The sequence below is a fragment of the Streptomyces sp. B8-7 genome (assembly GCF_058833805.1).
Genome location: NZ_JBYRRL010000001.1, coordinates 1,809,933 through 1,826,590 on the forward strand (window position 1 = coordinate 1,809,933; position 16,658 = coordinate 1,826,590).

Here is a 16,658-nt window from a genome sequence, read left to right on the forward strand (position 1 = left end):
CCCACCATGCCTACCGGTCGGTATGCTCGGGGCAGTCCGTGCGCCACCGCCGCCGCCCGGTGACGGCCCCCGCGCCGCCGCCGTGAGCCCTCCCGGGAGGACCCGTGTCCCGCACCGCCCTGCGAATCTGCCCCCTGTGCGAGGCCACCTGCGGGCTGACCCTCACGATCGACGGAACCCGGGTCACCGGGGCCCGCGGCGACCGCGAGGACGTCTTCAGCCACGGCTTCATCTGCCCCAAGGGCGCCGCCTTCGGCGCCCTCGACTCCGACCCCGACCGGCTGCGCGCCCCGCTCGTCCGCCGGGACGGCGTCCTGCGCGAGGCCACCTGGGAGGAGGCCTTCGACGCGGTCGCCGCCGGACTGCGCCCCGTCGTCGAGGCGCACGGCCCGCACGCCGTGGGCGTGGTGCTCGGCAACCCCAACGTGCACACCATGGCGGGCGCCCTCTACCCGCCCGTGCTGCTCTCCGCGCTCGGCACCCACAGCCTGTTCACCGCGTCCACCGTCGACCAGATGCCCAAACACGTCTCCAGCGGGCTGCTGTTCGGCGACCCCAACGCCATCCCCGTGCCCGACCTCGACCGCACCGACCACCTGCTGCTCCTCGGCGCCAACCCCCTGGAGTCCAACGGCAGTCTGTGCACCGCCCCCGACTTCCCCGGCCGGCTCAAGGCGCTCAAGGCCCGCGGCGGCACCCTCACCGTCGTCGACCCGCGCCGCACCCGCACCGCCCGCCTCGCCGACCGGCACCTCGCCATCCGGCCCGGCACGGACGCCCTGCTGCTCGCCGCGACCGCACACGTCCTGTTCGCGGAGGGCCTCGCCGACCCGGGCGAACTGACCCGGCACCTCGACGGGCTCCCCGAACTCCGCGCCGCCCTCACCGACTTCACGCCCGAAGCGGTCTCCGCGGCCTGCGACGTCGACCCCGCCGCGATCCGCGCCCTGGCCCGTGAACTCGCCGCCGCCCCCACCGCCGCCGTCTACGCCCGGATCGGCGGCAGCACGGTCGCCCACGGCACTCTGGCCAACTGGCTGGTGGACGTGCTCAACATCCTCACCGGCAACCTCGACCGGCCCGGCGGCGCCCTCTTCCCCCAGTCCGCCACCGACCGCACCCCGCGCCCCGCCGGACCCGGCCGCGGCTTCGCCCTCGGCCGCTGGCGCTCCCGGGTGAGCGGGCACCCCGAGGCCAAGGGCGAACTGCCGCTGGCCTCGCTCGCCGAGGAGATCGACACCGACACCGGCGAGGGCCGGCCGGTCCGCGCCCTCATCGCCCTCGCCGCCAACCCCGTCCTGTCCGCGCCCGACGGCGACCGCCTCGACAAGGCCCTGGACAGCCTCGACTTCATGGTCGGCGTCGACCCCTACCTCAACGAGACCTCCCGCCACGCGCACGTCGTGCTGCCCCCGCCCCCGCCCTCCCAGAGCCCGCATCACGACTTCGCCTTCAACACCCTCGCCGTGCGCAACCAGGTCCGCTACACCCGCCCGGCGGTCCCGCTGGAGGACGGACGGATGGCCGAGACCGAGATCCTCGCCCGGCTCACCCTCGCCGCGACCGGCCTGCACGGCACCGACCCCGCCGCGGTGGACGACCTGGTCATCGGCCAGACCCTCGGCAAAGCCGTCACCGAGCCCCACTCCCCGGTGCACGGCCGCGACCCCGGGGAACTCGCCGCCCGGCTCACCGGCGACACCGGCCCCGAACGGCGGCTGGACCTGATGCTCCGCCTCGGCCCCTACGGCGACGGCTTCGGCGCCCGCGCCGACGGCCTCACCCTCCAGCGCCTGCTCGCCCACCCGCACGGCATCGACCTCGGACCGCTGCGCCCGCGCCTGCCGCAGCCGCTGAAGACCGTCAGCGGCAAGGTGGAGCTGCTGCCCGGCCCGATCGCAGCCGACCTGCCCCGGCTGAAGCGGGCGATGGCCGAACGCCCCACCGGGCTCCTCCTGGTCGGCCGCCGTCATCTGCGCTCCAACAACAGCTGGATGCACAACGTGCCGGCCCTCACCGGCGGTTCCAACCGCTGCACCCTGCAGCTGCACCCCGAGGACGCCGCCCGGCTCGGCGTCGGCGACGGCGCCGCCGTCCGGGTCAAGGGCGCCGGGGGAGAGGTGACCGTACCCGCGGAGATCACGGACAGCGTCCGCCCCGGCGTGGTCAGCCTGCCGCACGGCTGGGGCCACGACCGCCCCGGCACCCGGCTCCGCCATGCCGCGCAGGACCCCGGTGCCAACGTCAACCAGCTGCTCGACGGCACCCTGCTCGACCCGCTGTCCGGCAACGCGGTCCTCAACGGCGTGCCGGTGGACCTCGCACCGGCCGGCTGACCTTGGGGGCCGCCGCCCCGGCGGGGAGGGCGGCCCCGCCGCTCCGAGCCGTCTCACCGGCCGGACAGCCGGACAGGATCCGGCCATTCCTCTTCCCCGGCGGCACACCTTCCGTTAGCTTCCGTGACCCACAGCGCCCCGCGACCGCGGAGCGCGTCCGACCGTGGAGCACCAGCGCCCGCATGAGCACCGGGGGCACCCCTTTCATGACACGCGCCATCTCTCTGCACGACGTCAGCAAGAGCTACACCAAGGGCAACCGCGTGGTGGACCGGCTCACCCTGGACATCCAGCCCGGTGAGTTCCTCGTCCTGCTCGGTCCGTCCGGCTGCGGCAAGTCCACCGTCCTGCGCATGATCGCCGGACTGGAGGAGATGGACGAGGGGCGGCTGCTGCTCGACGGCCAGTACGCCAACGACCTGTCCCCGTCCCACCGGGACATGGCGATGGTCTTCCAGAACTTCGCCCTCTACCCCAACATGACCGGCCGCGGCAACATCGGCTTCCCGCTGCGCATCGAGGCTCCCGCCGACGACCCGGCCCCCCGGGTGGACGCCACCGCCCGCATGCTGGGGATCGAGGACCTGCTCGACCGGTTTCCGCGCCAGCTGTCCGGCGGGGAGCGCCAGCGCGTCGCCATGGGCCGCGCGGTGGCCCGCCACCCCTCCGCGTTCCTGATGGACGAGCCGCTGTCCAACCTGGACGCCAAGCTCCGCAACCACCTGCGCGCCGAGATCGCCGCGCTCACCCGGCAGCTGGACGCGACCACCGTCTACGTCACCCACGACCAGGCCGAGGCCATGTCGCTCGGCGACCGGGTCGCCGTGCTGCGCGGCGGCGTGCTCCAGCAGACCGGCACCCCCCGCGAGGTGTACGCGATGCCCCGCAACGTCTTCGTGGCCGCCTTCATCGGCACCCCGCGCATCAACCTGCTGCGCGGTCTGGTCCGCGCCCCGCTCGGCGGCGCGATGACCATCGGCCTCGGCCGGCAGCACCTGCGGCTGCCCGAGCCGCTCTCCCGGGACCACCAGCTGCTCCGGTTGCAGCAGGGCCGCGAGGTCATCGTCGGCCTGCGCTCGGAGGCCGTGCGGCTGGCCCCGCCCTCCGCCGCCCGCCCGGGCGAGGTGCCGATCTCCGGGCTGGTGGAACACGTGGAGTTCCAGGGGCACGAGGTCCTCGTGCACCTCAACACCGGCTCCCGCCCCGCGGTCGTGCCGGAGCTGGAGGCGCCGCGCCCGGCCCGGGGTCCCCGGCGCCGCCGCCGCGAGGGCGCCTCCGTGCTGGACCGGCTGCGCGACCGGGCGAGCACGCTGCGGGCCGGACGGACCGCCGTGCTGGACCGTCCCGGCAGCGGCCCGCACCGCCCCGAGCCCGCCCCGCCCGAGGGCCGCCTGCCCGGCGACCTCATCGTCCGCACCACACCCGACGCCGACCTCCGGCACGGCATGCAGGTGCCGCTGCTCGTCGACCTCGCCCACCTGTTCGTCTTCGACCAGCACGGCGACCGCATCTGCCCGGCCCCGGCGCGGGTGCCCGACCTGGACGAGTGAGCGGGGCCGCCGGACGGCCGGGTGCGGACCCGGGCGCGGACCCGGTGGCGAACCGTGCCTTGGGGGCCGGAGGAGACCGTGGCCCGCCGGACGCGGCGGTGCGGCCACGGCCGCCGGCCGGGGCCGGCCCCGGAGCGGCGGACGCGACCGCCGGACCGGGTCAGCCGGGGACTGCGGGCCGGGAACCGACGCGCCGGGCGCCGGGAACGGGCGGTCACCGGCGGCGTCCTCCGCCCCGGCGCGCTCTGCGTTCCGGCGCGCTCTGCGTCCGGGCGTGTCCTGCGTCCCGGCGTGTCCTCCGGTGCCGGTGCCGTCTGGCGTAGCCTCACCGCGAGGCCGCCTCTGGCGCGGAAAAACTACCGCCGCTAGTTTAGGTGGTGGATGTCGCCGCGATCTCGGGAGGTAGGCCATGAAGGCCCAGGACGGCATGTACATCGACGGTGCCTGGCGCCCTGCCGCGGGCCGGGACGTGATCGACGTGGTGGACCCGGCCGACGAGCAGGTCATCGCGCGCGTCCCGGCAGGCACCGCCGAGGACGTCGACGCCGCCGTGCGCGCCGCCCGCGCCGCCCTGCCCGGATGGGCCGCGACACCCCCGGCGGCCCGCGCCGCCCGCCTCGCCGCACTGCGCGACGTCCTGCACGCCCGCCGCGACGAGATCGCCGAGACGGTCACCGCCGAACTCGGCGCGCCGCCGGCCCTCTCGCAGAAGGTCCACGCCGCGGTGCCGATCGCCGTCGCCGGGTCCTACGCCGACCTCGCGGCCGAGCACGCCTTCGAGTACGAGGTCGGCAACTCCACCGTCCTGGAGGAGCCGGTCGGTGTGGTCGCCGCGATCACCCCGTGGAACTACCCCCTGCACCAGATCGTCGCCAAGGCCGCCCCCGCCCTCGCGGCCGGCTGCACCGTCGTGCTCAAACCCGCCGAGGACACCCCGCTGACGGCGCAGCTCTTCGCCGACGCGGTCCACGAAGCGGGCCTGCCCGCAGGCGTGTTCAACCTGGTCACCGGCCGCGGCCCGGTCGCCGGGCAGGCCCTGGCCGAGCACGGTGACGTCGACATGGTGTCCTTCACCGGCTCCACCGCGGTCGGCCGGCGCATCGGTGCCCTGGCGGGCGGCTCCGTCAAGCGCGTGGCGCTCGAACTCGGCGGCAAGTCCGCCAACGTGATCCTGCCGAGTGCCGACCTGGCCAGGGCCGTCAACGTCGGCGTCGCCAACGTGATGTCCAACTCCGGCCAGACGTGCAGCGCCTGGACCCGCATGCTGGTCCACACCGCGCAGTACGACGAGGCCGTCGCACTGGCCGTCACCGCGGCGGCCAAGTACGCCGACCGCATCGGCCCCCTGGTCAGCGCGGCCCAGCGCGAACGCGTGCGCGGCCACATCGGCCGCGGCGTCGCCGAGGGCGCCCGCCTCGTCGCCGGCGGCGCCGAACCCCCGCGTGAGAAGGGGTACTTCGTCAGCCCCACCGTCTTCGCCGACGTCACACCCGACATGGCCGTCGCCCGGGAGGAGATCTTCGGGCCGGTCCTGTCCGTCCTCCGCTACACCGACGAGGACGACGCCCTCCGCATCGCCAACGGCACGGTCTACGGCCTGGCCGGCGCCGTCTGGGCCGGCGACGCGGCCGAGGCCGCCGCCTTCGCCCGCCGCATGGACACCGGCCAGGTCGACATCAACGGCGGCCGCTTCAACCCGCTCGCCCCCTTCGGCGGCTACAAGCAGTCCGGCGTGGGCCGCGAACTCGGCGCACACGGCCTGGCCGAGTACCTCCAGACCAAGTCCCTCCAGTTCTGAGCAGCACCCCGCTGCGCTGTGCAGCCCGGTCCGGCCCCGCGCGGGCCCGAGCTGTGCCGAGTCCGCCCCCGGCCTCGCCGGCCACGTCCCCACGGTTCCCAGGGAGTCGCTCGTCATGACCGTCCGCGCCGCCGTCCTGCCCGCCATCGGCGCCCCGCTGGAGATCACCGGCATCGACCTGCCCGAACCGGGTCCCGGCCAGGTCCGGGTCCGGCTCGCCGCCGCCGGGGTCTGCCACTCCGACCTGTCGCTGTCCGACGGCACCATGCGCGTGCCCGTACCCGCCGTCCTCGGCCACGAGGGCGCCGGCACCGTCGTCGCCGTCGGTGAGGGGGTCACCCATGTCGGCCCCGGCGACGGCGTCGTCCTCAACTGGGCCCCGTCCTGCGGGACCTGCCCCGCCTGCGCACGCGGCGAGGTGTGGCTGTGCGCCAACGCCCTGAACGGCGTCGCCGCCGTGCACGCCCGCACCGCCGACGGCACCGACCTGCACCCCGGGCTGAACGTGGCCGCGTTCGCCGAGGAGACCGTGGTGTCCGCGGCCTGCGCGCTGCCCGCCCCGCCCGGCATCCCCCTCACCGACGCGGCCCTCCTCGGCTGCGCCGTCCTGACCGGCTACGGTGCCGTGCACCACTCGGCACGGGTCCGCGAGGGGGAGACGGTGGCCGTCTTCGGCGCCGGCGGAGTGGGGCTGGCCGCCCTCCAGGCCACCCGGATCGCGGGTGCGTCCAGGATCGTCGCCGTGGACGTCTCCCCGGCGAAGGAGGAACTGGCCCGCGCCGCGGGCGCCACGGACTTCGTCCTCGCCTCCGAGGACACGCCGCGCGCGGTCCGCGCCCTGACCGGCCGGCAGGGCGTCGACGTCGCCGTCGAGTGCGTGGGGCGCGCGGTCACCATCCGCGCCGCCTGGGAGTCCACCCGTCGCGGCGGCCGCACCACGGTCGTCGGCATCGGCGGCAAGGAGCAGCAGGTCACCTTCAACGCGCTGGAGATCTTCCACTGGGGCCGCACGCTGTCGGGCTGCGTCTACGGCAACTCCGACCCCGCCCGCGACCTGCCCGTCCTCGCCGGGCACGCCCGCGCCGGCCGCCTGGACCTGGCGTCCCTGGTGACCGAACGGATCGGCCTGGACGGCATCCCGGCGGCGTTCGAGAACATGCTGGCCGGCAAGGGCGGGCGCGCCCTCGTCGTGTTCTGAGCGTCCACCGTCCCGCCCGCCGGCCGTGAGGGGCGTCCACCGTCCCGCCCGCCGGCCGTGAGGGGCGTCCGCCGTCCCGCCCGCCGCGCGGGCGGGGGCGGTCGCGCAGCGCCCGGCAGCCCCCCGGGCGCTGCGCGGGCCTCACCGGGCGGCCCGCGCCACCCGCGCGTACTGCTGCTCCAGCCCGTCCAGCAGGGCGGTCAGCCCCGTCTCGAAGGCCCGTTCGTCGATCTTCTCCTGGAGTTCGGACAGCAGGTGGGCCTGGCCGAGGTGGGGGTAGTCGGCGGGGTCGTAGGCGCTCTCGTCGTCCACGAAGCCGCCGGCGAAGGAGCCGAGGGCGGAGCCCATGACGAAGTACCGCATCAGGGCGCCGATGGAGGTGGCCTGCGGCGGCGGCCAGCCGGCCTCGACCATCGCACCGTAGGCGGCGTCGGCGAGCCGCAGCGCGGCGGGACGGCGGCCGGGGCCGCGGGCGAGAACGGGGACGATGTTCGGGTGGTCGCGCAGCGCGGCCCGGTAGGAGACGGCCCAGTCGTGCAGCGCGGTCCGCCAGTCCCGGCCGTCCTCGAACATCGACAGGTCGACCTGGCCGCTGACCGAGTCGGCGACGGCCTCCAGGATCTCGTCCTTGGTGCGGAAGTGGTTGTAGAGCGACGGCCCGCTCACACCGAGCTCGGCGGCGAGCCGGCGGGTGGAGACCGCGGCGAGCCCCTCCGCGTCCACGAGCTCCCGCGCCGCGGCGACGATCCGGTCGGTGCTGAGAAGGGGCTTGCGCGGTCGGGCCATGGCGCACATAGTAGGGCTGCATCAGTAAACTAGCAGTGCTAATTTATCGGCGCGTGGCGCACGGTCCGTTCTCTGTGGGGTGACTCGGCATGAACCTGGAGCTCAGCGAGGAGCAAGCCGCCGTTCGCCGGCTGGCCCGGGACTTCGTGGAGCGCGAGGTCGCCCCGCACGCCGCCGCCTGGGACCGTGCCGAGGAGGTCGACCGCGGCATCGTGAAGAAGCTCGGCGAGGTGGGCTTCCTCGGGCTGACCGTCGACGAGGAGTACGGCGGCTCCGGCGGTGACCACCTGTCCTACTGCCTGGTCACCGAGGAGCTGGGACGCGGAGACTCCTCGGTGCGCGGCATCGTCTCCGTCTCTCTCGGCCTCGTCGCCAAGACGGTCGCCGCCCGGGGGTCGAAGGAGCAGAAGCGGCGCTGGCTGCCCGGTCTGACCTCGGGTGCGTCCGTCGGCTGCTTCGCCCTCACCGAACCGGGCACCGGCTCCGACGCGGGCAGCCTCACCACCCGGGCCGTCCGTGACGGCGACGACTACGTCATCACCGGCACCAAGATGTTCATCACCAACGGCACCTGGGCCGACGTCGTCCTGCTCTTCGCCCGCTCCACCGAGGCGCCGGGCCACCGGGGCGTCAGCGCCTTCCTGGTCCCGGCGGACACCCCCGGCCTCACCCGCCGCGCCGTGCACGGCAAGCTCGGCCTGCGCGGCCAGGCCACCGCGGAGCTCGTCCTCGACGGCGTCCGGGTGCCCGCCTCCGCGATGCTGGGGGAGGAGGGGAAGGGCTTCTCCGTCGCCCTGTCCGCCCTGTCCAAGGGCCGGATGTCGGTGGCCGCGGGCTGCGTCGGCATCGCCCAGGCCGCCCTGGACGCGGCCGTCCGCCACGCAGGGGAGCGGGAGCAGTTCGGCCGGCCCATCGCCCACCACCAGCTCGTCCAGGAGCTGATCAGCGACATCGCCCTCGACGTGGACGCGGCGCGGCTGCTGACCTGGCGCGTCGCCGACCTCGTCGACCGCGGCCGGCCCTTCGCCGTGGAGGCCTCCAAGGCCAAGCTCTTCGCCTCGGAGGCCGCCGTGCGCGCCGCCAACAACGCACTGCAGGTCTTCGGCGGCTACGGGTACATCGACGAGTACCCGGTCGGCAAACTTCTGCGCGACGCCCGGGTGATGACCCTCTACGAGGGCACCAGCCAGATCCAGAAGCTGCTCATCGGCCGCGCCCTGACCGGGGTCTCGGCGTTCTGAGTACCCGGCTGAGTATCCGAGCGGATGTGGCGCGGGGGCGGCCCGGCGACCATCGGGCCCATGAGTGACACATCCGGCAAGCCGCAGAACACGGCCGCCTTCCACGGGCAGGCCGTCGCCTCCTTCTCCGTCGCCATGGCGGCCACCGCCGTCGGGATCTACCAGCTGGAGGTCGGCCCGTGGGTCCGGGCCTTCCTCGGGGTCGCCGTCCTCTACCTCGTCACGTCGGCCTTCACCCTCGCCAAGGTGATCCGGGACCGGCAGGAGGCGCAGCGGCCGGTCCCGCACCCGTTCCAGAAGCCCTGACCGGCCGGGTCGCCCTTCCCGGCCCGGAGCGCGGGGCCAGCGCGCTAAGCGGCCGCTCACCCGCGGGGGTATGGTGGTGCCTCGGTGAGCGAGAGGGGCGATCGAGCGATGAGTACGGCGGAGGAGACCACCGGCGGCGAGCCGCAGGGGTGGGACGAGGTCACGCCCGACGCGGCCCGGCGGCTGCTCGTGGCCGCGGTGGAGGCCTTCGCCGAGCGCGGGTACCACGCCACGACCACCCGGGACATCGCCGGTCGTGCGGGCATGAGCCCGGCCGCGCTCTACATCCACTACAAGACCAAGGAGGAGCTCCTCCACCGCATCAGCCGCATCGGGCACGAGAAGGCCCTGGAGATCCTCCGTACGGCGGCCCGGCGCGAGGGGTCCGCGACGGAGCGGCTCGCCGACGCGGTGAGCTCCTTCGTGCGGTGGCACGCCGGCGGGCGCACGACCGCGCGGGTCGTGCAGTACGAGCTCGACTCGCTCGGGCCCGACGCGCGCGCCGAGATTCTCGGGCTGCGCCGGCAGGTCGACGCGGAGGTGCGCGGGATCATCCAGGACGGGGTGGCGTCGGGCGAGTTCGACGTGCCCGACGTGCAGGGGACGACCCTCGCGGTGCTCTCCCTGTGCATCGACGTGGCGCGCTGGTTCAACGTGGGCGGGGCCCGTACGCCGGAGGAGGTCGGCGCGCTGTACGCCGACCTCGTGCTGCGGATGGTGGGCGCGGGGCGCTGAGCCGGGCTTGAGCCGGGCTGCGTGCCCTGCCGGAGCCGGAGCCGGAGCCGGAGCCGGAGCCTGAGCCCGCGCTCGTGCCTCGGCCGGTGCCGGCCGGCCGCGGCGCTGTGGTGGGCGGTCGCGCGGTTCCCCGCGCCCCCTTGAGGGGTGCCTCAGAGGTAGTAGCGGGACACCGACTCGGCGACGCACACGGGCTTGTCGCCGTCCTCGCGTTCCACCACGAAGGCCACGGAGACCTGGACGCCGCCCTGGACGTCCTCCACGGCGGTGATGGCCGCGGTGGCGCGGAGCCGGGAGCCGACGGGGACGGGAGCGGGGAAGCGGACCTTGTTCGTGCCGTAGTTGACGCCCATCTTCACGCCCTCGACGGCGATGAGCTGCGGGCCGAACAGCGGCAGCAGGGACAGCGTGAGGTAGCCGTGCGCGATGGTGGTGCCGAAGGGGCCCGAGGCGGCCCGCTCCGGGTCCACGTGGATCCACTGGTGGTCCCCGGTGGCCTCGGCGAACAGGTCGATCCGCTTCTGGTCGACCTCCAGCCAGTCGGTGTACCCCAGTTGCTCACCGACGGCCGCCCTGAGCTCGTCGACGGACGTGAAGATCCTCGGCTCTGCCATGTCGTCCCCGGCCTTCCCTGCGCCTCGCACGGTCACCTGTCTAAGCAACTGCTTAGCATGGTCGGGTCGGGGCCTGCTGTCAACGGACCGCCCCCGGCATCCCGGCGGATCCCGGCCCCGGCCGGGCCCGCGGGCGGCTCTCCCCCCGGCCGCCCGCGCGACCCACGCCCCGGCGGCCGAGCGCCGCGGCATGTCCGGAGCATCCAGGCCACCGACCCGCCTCCTGAGCCCCGCCCCGCGGCCCTGATCCTCCGGACGCCGCAGTGCCGCAGTGCCGCAGCCGCGGGCGGGGCCTGCTGCCGTCAGGCGGAGACGGGCAGCGGGCTGCGGTCCTGGGCGGGGACCAGCCGCCGCCCCCGTCGGGTGCCCGCCAGCGCGGCCGCCGTCAGCAGCGGGCGCGGCACGAGGATGCCGCAGTCCACGCAGACCGGCCCGGACGACGGCTCGTGGGCCAGCTCGTACATCCAGACCAGCCGCTCGCCGTCGCACACCGGGCAGGTCGTCCCCGGCTCGCGTTCCAGCGCGGTGATGATCCGGCGCAGCACCTCGGCCAGCGGCTCGGCGGGGTGCACCCCGGGGTCCTCGCACCAGGCGACACCGAAGCCGCCCCAGGTCAGCCGGTGCCAGTCGTCCACGCTGCCCGGCCGGCGCAGCCCGTCCTGCTTCTCCCTCCTCCGGCGCTCGGCGAACCCCGCCTCATAGCCCAGCCACACCGCTCGCGCCTCTTCCAGCTCCTCCAGCGCGGCCACGAGCCGCGCCGGGTCGGGGGACCGGTCCTCCGGGCCGAAGCCGGCCCGTGAACACAGATGGTCCCAGGTCGCCCGGTGTCCGTAGGGGGCGAATCGTTCGAGGCACTTGCGCAGGGAGTAGCGCCGCAGCGCCAGATCGCACCGCGGGTCGCGCACCTGTCTCGCAAGACTCCGGAATCCGGCCATCGCCCTGCACCTCCGTCACATCTGCACCTGTACTTCGGTCAGTTCGGCGTCTTCGTACGGACGTCGCCGAATAGACGTATCGACATACGATTCGGCTCCCTCCCGATTCCCGTCCCCCGCCGTACAGCCAGAAATCTGACGCGTGTTCATCTTCCCGGGCGGGGGTTCCGGTGACGTACTCCGGGTACTCCCGCCGGTGGGAGGTGCCCGGCACCTCCCACACAACCTGCTCGTCAGACTGAGAACTCCTCGGGGGGTCGTCGAGTTCCTGAAGGCGGCATCCGTATGCGCCGTCATCGCCGGTCTCTTGTCTCGGCCTTCCGGGCCTTCCGGGCCGGCCGGCCCCGGCACCGCCTTCCGCAGCTCCGCCGGGCCGCCCCGGCCGGCACGGGCCGCCCCGGCCGGCACGGGCCGGCCGGGGCGGCGGGGGCCGGCGGGGGCGGCCACGGCCTGTCCCCGCTCCTTCGGGCCTGTCCCCGCCCCTTCGGGCCCGTGCCCTCCCGGACAGGGCGTCGCGCCGGTCCGCCGTCACCCGATGCGGCCCGCCGCGACCACCACCTGCGCGAGTTCCCGGTGCACGATGTCGCTGTGCGCCCCGGAGGGCGGCCCGCCGCGCCGCACCACGGACGACGCGTCGACGTTGACGCAGCCCGAGACGGGGAGCCGGCCCGCCGCGACGTCCGGCAGCGCGCAGCCGTGCGCACCCGGCACGGCCCGGAGTCCGTCGTAGCCGGCGGCACCCCAGCGGGGGCCGAGGGCGCGGCCGAGGCCGAACCCGGTGAGGCCGCGGTCGTCGCCCGCCGTGCGGGAGGCCAGCGGGTACATGGTGCCCAGCGCCGAGTCGTGCCGGGAGTGGCAGCACACCACGGGTCCGTCCACCCGCAGGTGCTGCCGGTGCAGCGCTCCGCGCCCGCCCGGGTCGTGCGGCAGCCGGGCGGCGAACGCATAGTGCGAGAAGGCGCCCTGGAGCAGCGTCACCGACTTCACGGTGCGCACCCCGTGCGGCAGCCCGCGCAGCGCGAACGCCACCAGCCGGGCGCCGAAGCTGTGCCCGACCAGGTGCACCCGCACCCGCGGCGCGGTCGCCGCGAGCTGCCCGAGCAGCCGGCCCAGCCCGCGCTCGCCCACCGTCCCCGCCCGCCGCTTCATGGCGTGGTAGCTCGCCTGCCGCAGCAGCTCGCGCGCCCCGTCCCACGGGTCCGGAAGCGAGAAGGAGGCCGCGTCGCCGGGTGCGGCGCAGGCGGCGAGCCCGCGCGCGAGCTCCTCGCAGACCTCCGCGACGGGCCGGGTCAGCAGGCCCGGCGCACCGTCCGCGCCGGAACCGGGCCAGGTGTCGGCCGCGGCGTCCGAGCGGGCGGCGCCGGCCGGCTCCCGCGGGCCGTCCGGCCGCTCCCCGTCCGCCGCGAGCAGTCGCGCCAGCCGGCCGAACTCGGTCAGCTCGGTGCCGCCGTGCGCCGGCCGGCCGAGCAGCTCCGCGAGCCGCCGTACGGCGTCGGCGTGGCCGGGGAACGTCCCGAGCAGGGCCCGCCGGGTGGCCTCGTCCAGCGACACACCGGACGGCCCCGGTACGAGGGCGCGGGGGAAGTCCGGGATCGGCTCGTCGGGGAACCGCATGGACGGCCACACCACGCCCGCGTACCCGAGGGCCGCTCGCGGCGCGAGGCTCGGGAACGGCTCCAGGAAGCGGCTGTAGAGGGCGGTGGCCGTCGGGCGGTCGTTGTTCCAGCCGTGCGCGAACACCACGAGGTCCCTGGTGCCGCGGCGCGCCACCTCCGCGAGGAACCGCTCCCGGCGGTGCGCGTCGGGGTCGCCGTCCGCGTCGAAGGTGAGTTCCCAGTATGGAGCCACACTCATCCGTGTCCGCGTGGCCTGCGCGGCCTGCGGCGTCTGCGTCGGATCCGAGTTCTGTGCCATGACGGGCCTCCTCCTCGTCCCCCCCGGACGGCACGCGGTCGGGCGCATCGTCCTGCCGGAGCGTCCGGTTGGCCATACGTCACGGTGCGGCGGCGTGCGGGCGCCGCAGGCTCACCGGTACAGCAGGTACTCCCGCCGCACCCGGCGGAAGGCGGCCAGGTCGTCCTGCCAGCCCGCGACGACCTCGTCGGTGCCGGCGCCCGCGTCGATCGCGGTCCGTACCCAGGCGGAGCCGGTGAGCCTGTCGATCCATCGGTCGGCTCGCCACGTGAACCCGCTCCAGACCCGCCGGGCCGTCACCAGCAGCGCGATCCCGGTACGTACGGGGTCGTAGGCGGCCCGGTCGAGGACGTGCAGCTGCACCCCGCCGACGGTCGTGCCCTGGAACTTGGAGAAGGACGGAGTGAAGTACGCCTCCCGGAACCGCACACCGGGCAGGTCCAGGGCGTTCACGGCGGCGGCCCAGCGCCCGTCCAGGCCGTCCGCGCCCAGCAGTTCGAACGGCCGGGTCGTGCCGCGCCCCTCGGAGAGGTTGGTGCCCTCGAACAGGCCGGTCCCGGCGTACACCAGCGCGGTGTCGGGGGTGGGCATGTTGGGGCTGGGCGGCACCCACGGCAGCCCGGTGCGGCCGGGAGGGTCCGAGCGCCGCCAGCCGGACATCCGTACCGTCTCCAGCGGCACCGGCTCGGCCAGGAACTCCCCGTTGAACAGCAGCGCGAGCTCCGCGACGGTCATGCCGTGGGCCTGTGCCACGGGCCGGCGTCCGACGAAGCTGGCGAACTCCCGGTGCAGCACCGGACCTTCCGCGGAGCGCCCGCCGGCCGGGTTGGGCCGGTCCAGGACGACGAACCGCTTCCCGGCCAGGCCGGCCGCCTCCATGCAGTCGTACAGGGTCCAGATGTAGGTGTAGAAGCGCGCGCCGACGTCCTGGATGTCGAAGACGACCGTGTCCACGCCGGAGGCGGTGAACACCTCCGCCAGCGCCGCGCCGCTCCTGCGGTAGGTGTCGTGGACCGGCAGTCCGGTGGCGGGGTCGTCGTGCCGGCCCTCGGAGCCGCCCGCCTGCGCCGTGCCGCGGAAGCCGTGCTCGGGGCCGAAGACGGCCCTGAGGTCCACGCGGTCGTCGGCGTGCATGACGTCCACGATGTGGCGCACGTCCCGGGTGACGCCGGTGGGGTTGGTGACGACGCCGACCTTCTGGCCCGCCAGGGGCGCGTATCCGTCCGCGGCGAGCCGTTCGAACCCGGTGCGCAGCGGGTGTCGGTGCCGGGCGTGAGCCGCTGCCGCGCCGGCCGCGGGCGTCGGCGCGGCGGCTGCCGCCGCCGTGGAGGCGAGCAGACCTCGTCTGGACAGCTTCATGCGGCCTCCCTCGTTGCGGCAGGTGGCATGCTCACGCGCACGCTAGCGGCCGGGCCCGTCGCGCGGAACGGGACCTGCCGTGGGGGTCCCTCCGGTGGCCCCCGGCGGCAGACCCTTCCCTGGCACATACCGACCGGTTAGTCTGGCGCTGTGCCGCGCCCCGGAAGCCCGCCGCGGCCGCCGACACCGTGTGCCGAAGGAGACCGATGGTGGAAGCCGTGCAGGACGCCCGAGTCGTCGTCACCGGAGCGGGCGGGGGTATCGGCGCCGCGCTCGCCCGCCGCTTCGCCGGCGCGGGGGCCCGGGTCGTCGTCAACGACCTCGAAACCGCGAAGGCCGCGGCCGTCGCCGAGGAGATCGGCGGCGTCGCCGTCCCCGGAGACGCCTCCCTGATCGTCGAGGAGGCCCGCGACGCGCTCGGCGGCACCGTCGACGTCTACTGCGCCAACGCCGGAGTCGGCTCGGCCGGCTCCGAGGCCGCCGACGAGGACGTCTGGGACCTCGCCTGGGACGTCAACGTCATGGCCCACGTCCGCGCGGCCCGCGCCCTGCTCCCGGACTGGCTGGAGCGCGGCGAGGGCCGCTTCGTCTCCACCGTCTCCGCCGCCGGACTTCTCACCATGATCGGCGCCGCGCCGTACAGCGTCACCAAGCACGGCGCCTACGCCTTCGCGGAGTGGCTGTCGCTCACCTACCGCCACCGCGGCCTGAAGGTCCACGCGATCTGCCCGCAGGGCGTCCGCACCGACATGCTCACGGCCACCGGCAGCGCGGGCGACCTGGTGCTCGTGCCCACCGCGATCGACCCGGACGACGTCGCCGACGCCCTCTTCAAGGGCATCGAGGACGACCGCTTCCTGATCCTGCCGCACCCCGAGGTCGCCAGGTACTACCAGGCCCGCGCCACCGACCCCGACCGCTGGCTGGGCGGCATGAACCGGGTCCAGCGCGCTTGGGAGACGGGCACCTGATCCGGCCGTGCGAAGATCTCCCGTCGGGGAACTTCCCGCACCACGTGAACGGAAAGGCAGGTGGCGGCAGTGGCCAGAACGACGGACGGGGACGGCACACCGGTGCCGCAGCGGCTCCTGGCCGCCGCCACGCGTCTCTTCGCCGAGCAGGGGTACGACCGCACCTCCGTGCAGGAGATCGTGGAGGCGGCCGGTGTCACCAAGGGCGCCCTGTACCACTACTTCGGCTCGAAGGACGACCTGCTCCACGAGGTGTACGCGCGCGTGCTGCGCGTCCAGCAGGAGCGGCTCGACGCGTTCGCGAACGCCGACGAGCCGATCGAGGTGCGGCTGCGGGGCGCCGCGGCGGACGTCGTCGTCACCACGATCGAGAACCTCGACGACGCGTCGATCTTCTTCCGGTCCATGCACCATCTCAGTCCGGAGAAGAACAAGCAGGTACGGGCCGAGCGGCGGCGGTACCACGAGCGGTTCCGGGCGCTGATCGAGGAGGGACAGGAGGCCGGCGTGTTCTCCACGGCCACGCCCGCGGACCTGGTGGTGGACTACCACTTCGGGTCCGTCCACCACCTGTCCACGTGGTACCGGCCCGACGGGCCGATGAGTCCGCAGCAGCTCGCCGACCACCTCGCGGACCTTCTGCTGCGTGCGCTGCGGCCCTGAGCGGGCCCGGCTCCGCGGGGGGCTCTGTTGACGGTGGATCCTTGTCGCCGCTGGGGTGCGGGTCGCGTCGTGGCCGGGCGCGCGGTTGCCCGCGCCCCGTCGGGGGGGTTTCGGCCGTCGTACGGGTGTGGGTTGCGTTGTGGTTGGTCGCGCAGTTCCCTGCGCCCCTTGGGGGCGGGTCCTTGTCGCCGCTGGGGTGCGGGTCGCGTCGTGGCCGGGCGCGCGGTTGCCCGCGCCCCGTCGGGCGCGGGG

14 protein-coding genes are annotated in these 16,658 nt (G+C 75.0%); 9 read left to right on the forward strand and 5 right to left on the reverse strand.

Annotated elements, in window-relative coordinates:
* Positions 1–104 precede the first annotated feature (104 nt).
* From AC5K6T_RS07570 to AC5K6T_RS07585, 4 genes are all read left to right on the forward strand, one after another.
* Positions 105–2,336, forward strand: coding sequence for a molybdopterin oxidoreductase family protein (locus tag AC5K6T_RS07570; protein WP_493206746.1), 2,232 nt, complete (start codon positions 105–107; stop codon positions 2,334–2,336).
* A 206-nt stretch (positions 2,337–2,542) separates the two neighbouring features.
* Entirely contained in the window at positions 2,543–3,886 is a 1,344-nt protein-coding gene (locus tag AC5K6T_RS07575; RefSeq protein WP_493206748.1) for an ABC transporter ATP-binding protein, read from the forward strand.
* Between the two features lie 409 nt (positions 3,887–4,295).
* Positions 4,296–5,684 (forward strand): aldehyde dehydrogenase family protein, encoded by a 1,389-nt coding sequence (locus AC5K6T_RS07580; RefSeq protein WP_493206750.1) that lies wholly within the window; start codon positions 4,296–4,298, stop codon positions 5,682–5,684.
* Positions 5,685–5,799: 115 nt separating this feature from the next.
* Entirely contained in the window at positions 5,800–6,882 is a 1,083-nt protein-coding gene (locus AC5K6T_RS07585) for a Zn-dependent alcohol dehydrogenase (RefSeq protein ID WP_493206752.1), read from the forward strand.
* A gap of 141 nt (positions 6,883–7,023) precedes the next feature.
* Here AC5K6T_RS07585 and AC5K6T_RS07590 read toward each other — a convergent pair whose 3' ends face one another.
* Complete coding sequence (locus AC5K6T_RS07590) at positions 7,024–7,668, reverse strand: TetR/AcrR family transcriptional regulator (protein ID WP_493206754.1); 645 nt, start codon at positions 7,666–7,668, stop codon at positions 7,024–7,026.
* An 89-nt stretch (positions 7,669–7,757) separates the two neighbouring features.
* On the opposite strand from AC5K6T_RS07590, the gene AC5K6T_RS07595 reads away from it, so the two are divergent.
* The 3 genes from AC5K6T_RS07595 to AC5K6T_RS07605 all read left to right on the forward strand — a co-directional run bounded on the left by AC5K6T_RS07595 (position 7,758) and on the right by AC5K6T_RS07605 (position 9,950).
* The gene (locus AC5K6T_RS07595) at positions 7,758–8,909 is read left to right on the forward strand and encodes an acyl-CoA dehydrogenase family protein (protein ID WP_493206756.1); all 1,152 of its coding nucleotides are present in this window, start codon (positions 7,758–7,760) and stop codon (positions 8,907–8,909) included.
* A 60-nt stretch (positions 8,910–8,969) separates the two neighbouring features.
* Positions 8,970–9,215, forward strand: coding sequence for a YiaA/YiaB family inner membrane protein (locus AC5K6T_RS07600; RefSeq protein WP_493206758.1), 246 nt, complete (start codon positions 8,970–8,972; stop codon positions 9,213–9,215).
* A 108-nt stretch (positions 9,216–9,323) separates the two neighbouring features.
* Positions 9,324–9,950: a TetR/AcrR family transcriptional regulator gene (locus tag AC5K6T_RS07605; RefSeq protein WP_493206760.1), complete on the forward strand. Its 627-nt coding sequence runs from the start codon at positions 9,324–9,326 to the stop codon at positions 9,948–9,950.
* Between the two features lie 152 nt (positions 9,951–10,102).
* On the opposite strand, the gene AC5K6T_RS07610 is transcribed toward AC5K6T_RS07605, so the two are convergent.
* The 4 genes from AC5K6T_RS07610 to AC5K6T_RS07625 form a co-directional block, all read right to left on the reverse strand.
* A complete protein-coding gene (locus tag AC5K6T_RS07610; RefSeq protein ID WP_493206762.1) occupies positions 10,103–10,564 on the reverse strand; it encodes a MaoC family dehydratase in 462 nt (153 codons plus the stop codon).
* Positions 10,565–10,866: 302 nt separating this feature from the next.
* Entirely contained in the window at positions 10,867–11,499 is a 633-nt protein-coding gene (locus AC5K6T_RS07615; protein WP_493206764.1) for a hypothetical protein, read from the reverse strand.
* 528 nt (positions 11,500–12,027) lie between these two features.
* Positions 12,028–13,353 carry a serine-threonine protein kinase gene (locus AC5K6T_RS07620; protein ID WP_493207404.1) on the reverse strand — a complete coding sequence of 442 codons (1,326 nt, stop codon included), beginning with the start codon at positions 13,351–13,353 and terminating at the stop codon, positions 12,028–12,030.
* Between the two features lie 171 nt (positions 13,354–13,524).
* A complete protein-coding gene (locus tag AC5K6T_RS07625) occupies positions 13,525–14,772 on the reverse strand; it encodes an exo-beta-N-acetylmuramidase NamZ family protein (protein ID WP_493206766.1) in 1,248 nt (415 codons plus the stop codon).
* Between the two features lie 206 nt (positions 14,773–14,978).
* Here AC5K6T_RS07625 and AC5K6T_RS07630 point away from each other — a divergent pair, with 206 nt between their 5' ends.
* Together AC5K6T_RS07630 and AC5K6T_RS07635 are read left to right on the forward strand one after the other, a co-directional pair.
* Positions 14,979–15,743, forward strand: coding sequence for an SDR family oxidoreductase (locus tag AC5K6T_RS07630; protein ID WP_493206768.1), 765 nt, complete (start codon positions 14,979–14,981; stop codon positions 15,741–15,743).
* A gap of 69 nt (positions 15,744–15,812) precedes the next feature.
* On the forward strand, positions 15,813–16,406 hold the full coding sequence (locus AC5K6T_RS07635) for a TetR/AcrR family transcriptional regulator (RefSeq protein WP_493206770.1): 594 nt from the start codon (positions 15,813–15,815) through the stop codon (positions 16,404–16,406).
* Positions 16,407–16,658 lie beyond the last annotated feature (252 nt).

Coding starts and splice junctions, on each gene's coding strand:
- AC5K6T_RS07605 (WP_493206760.1), top strand. CDS start 9,324: ATGAGTACGGCGGAGGAGACCACCGGCGGCGAGCCGCAGGGGTGGGAC.
- AC5K6T_RS07625 (WP_493206766.1), bottom strand. CDS start 14,772: ATGAAGCTGTCCAGACGAGGTCTGCTCGCCTCCACGGCGGCGGCAGCC.
- AC5K6T_RS07615 (WP_493206764.1), bottom strand. CDS start 11,499: ATGGCCGGATTCCGGAGTCTTGCGAGACAGGTGCGCGACCCGCGGTGC.
- AC5K6T_RS07580 (WP_493206750.1), top strand. CDS start 4,296: ATGAAGGCCCAGGACGGCATGTACATCGACGGTGCCTGGCGCCCTGCC.
- AC5K6T_RS07595 (WP_493206756.1), top strand. CDS start 7,758: ATGAACCTGGAGCTCAGCGAGGAGCAAGCCGCCGTTCGCCGGCTGGCC.
- AC5K6T_RS07600 (WP_493206758.1), top strand. CDS start 8,970: ATGAGTGACACATCCGGCAAGCCGCAGAACACGGCCGCCTTCCACGGG.
- AC5K6T_RS07630 (WP_493206768.1), top strand. CDS start 14,979: ATGGTGGAAGCCGTGCAGGACGCCCGAGTCGTCGTCACCGGAGCGGGC.
- AC5K6T_RS07610 (WP_493206762.1), bottom strand. CDS start 10,564: ATGGCAGAGCCGAGGATCTTCACGTCCGTCGACGAGCTCAGGGCGGCC.
- AC5K6T_RS07620 (WP_493207404.1), bottom strand. CDS start 13,353: ATGAGTGTGGCTCCATACTGGGAACTCACCTTCGACGCGGACGGCGAC.
- AC5K6T_RS07585 (WP_493206752.1), top strand. CDS start 5,800: ATGACCGTCCGCGCCGCCGTCCTGCCCGCCATCGGCGCCCCGCTGGAG.
- AC5K6T_RS07590 (WP_493206754.1), bottom strand. CDS start 7,668: ATGGCCCGACCGCGCAAGCCCCTTCTCAGCACCGACCGGATCGTCGCC.
- AC5K6T_RS07575 (WP_493206748.1), top strand. CDS start 2,543: ATGACACGCGCCATCTCTCTGCACGACGTCAGCAAGAGCTACACCAAG.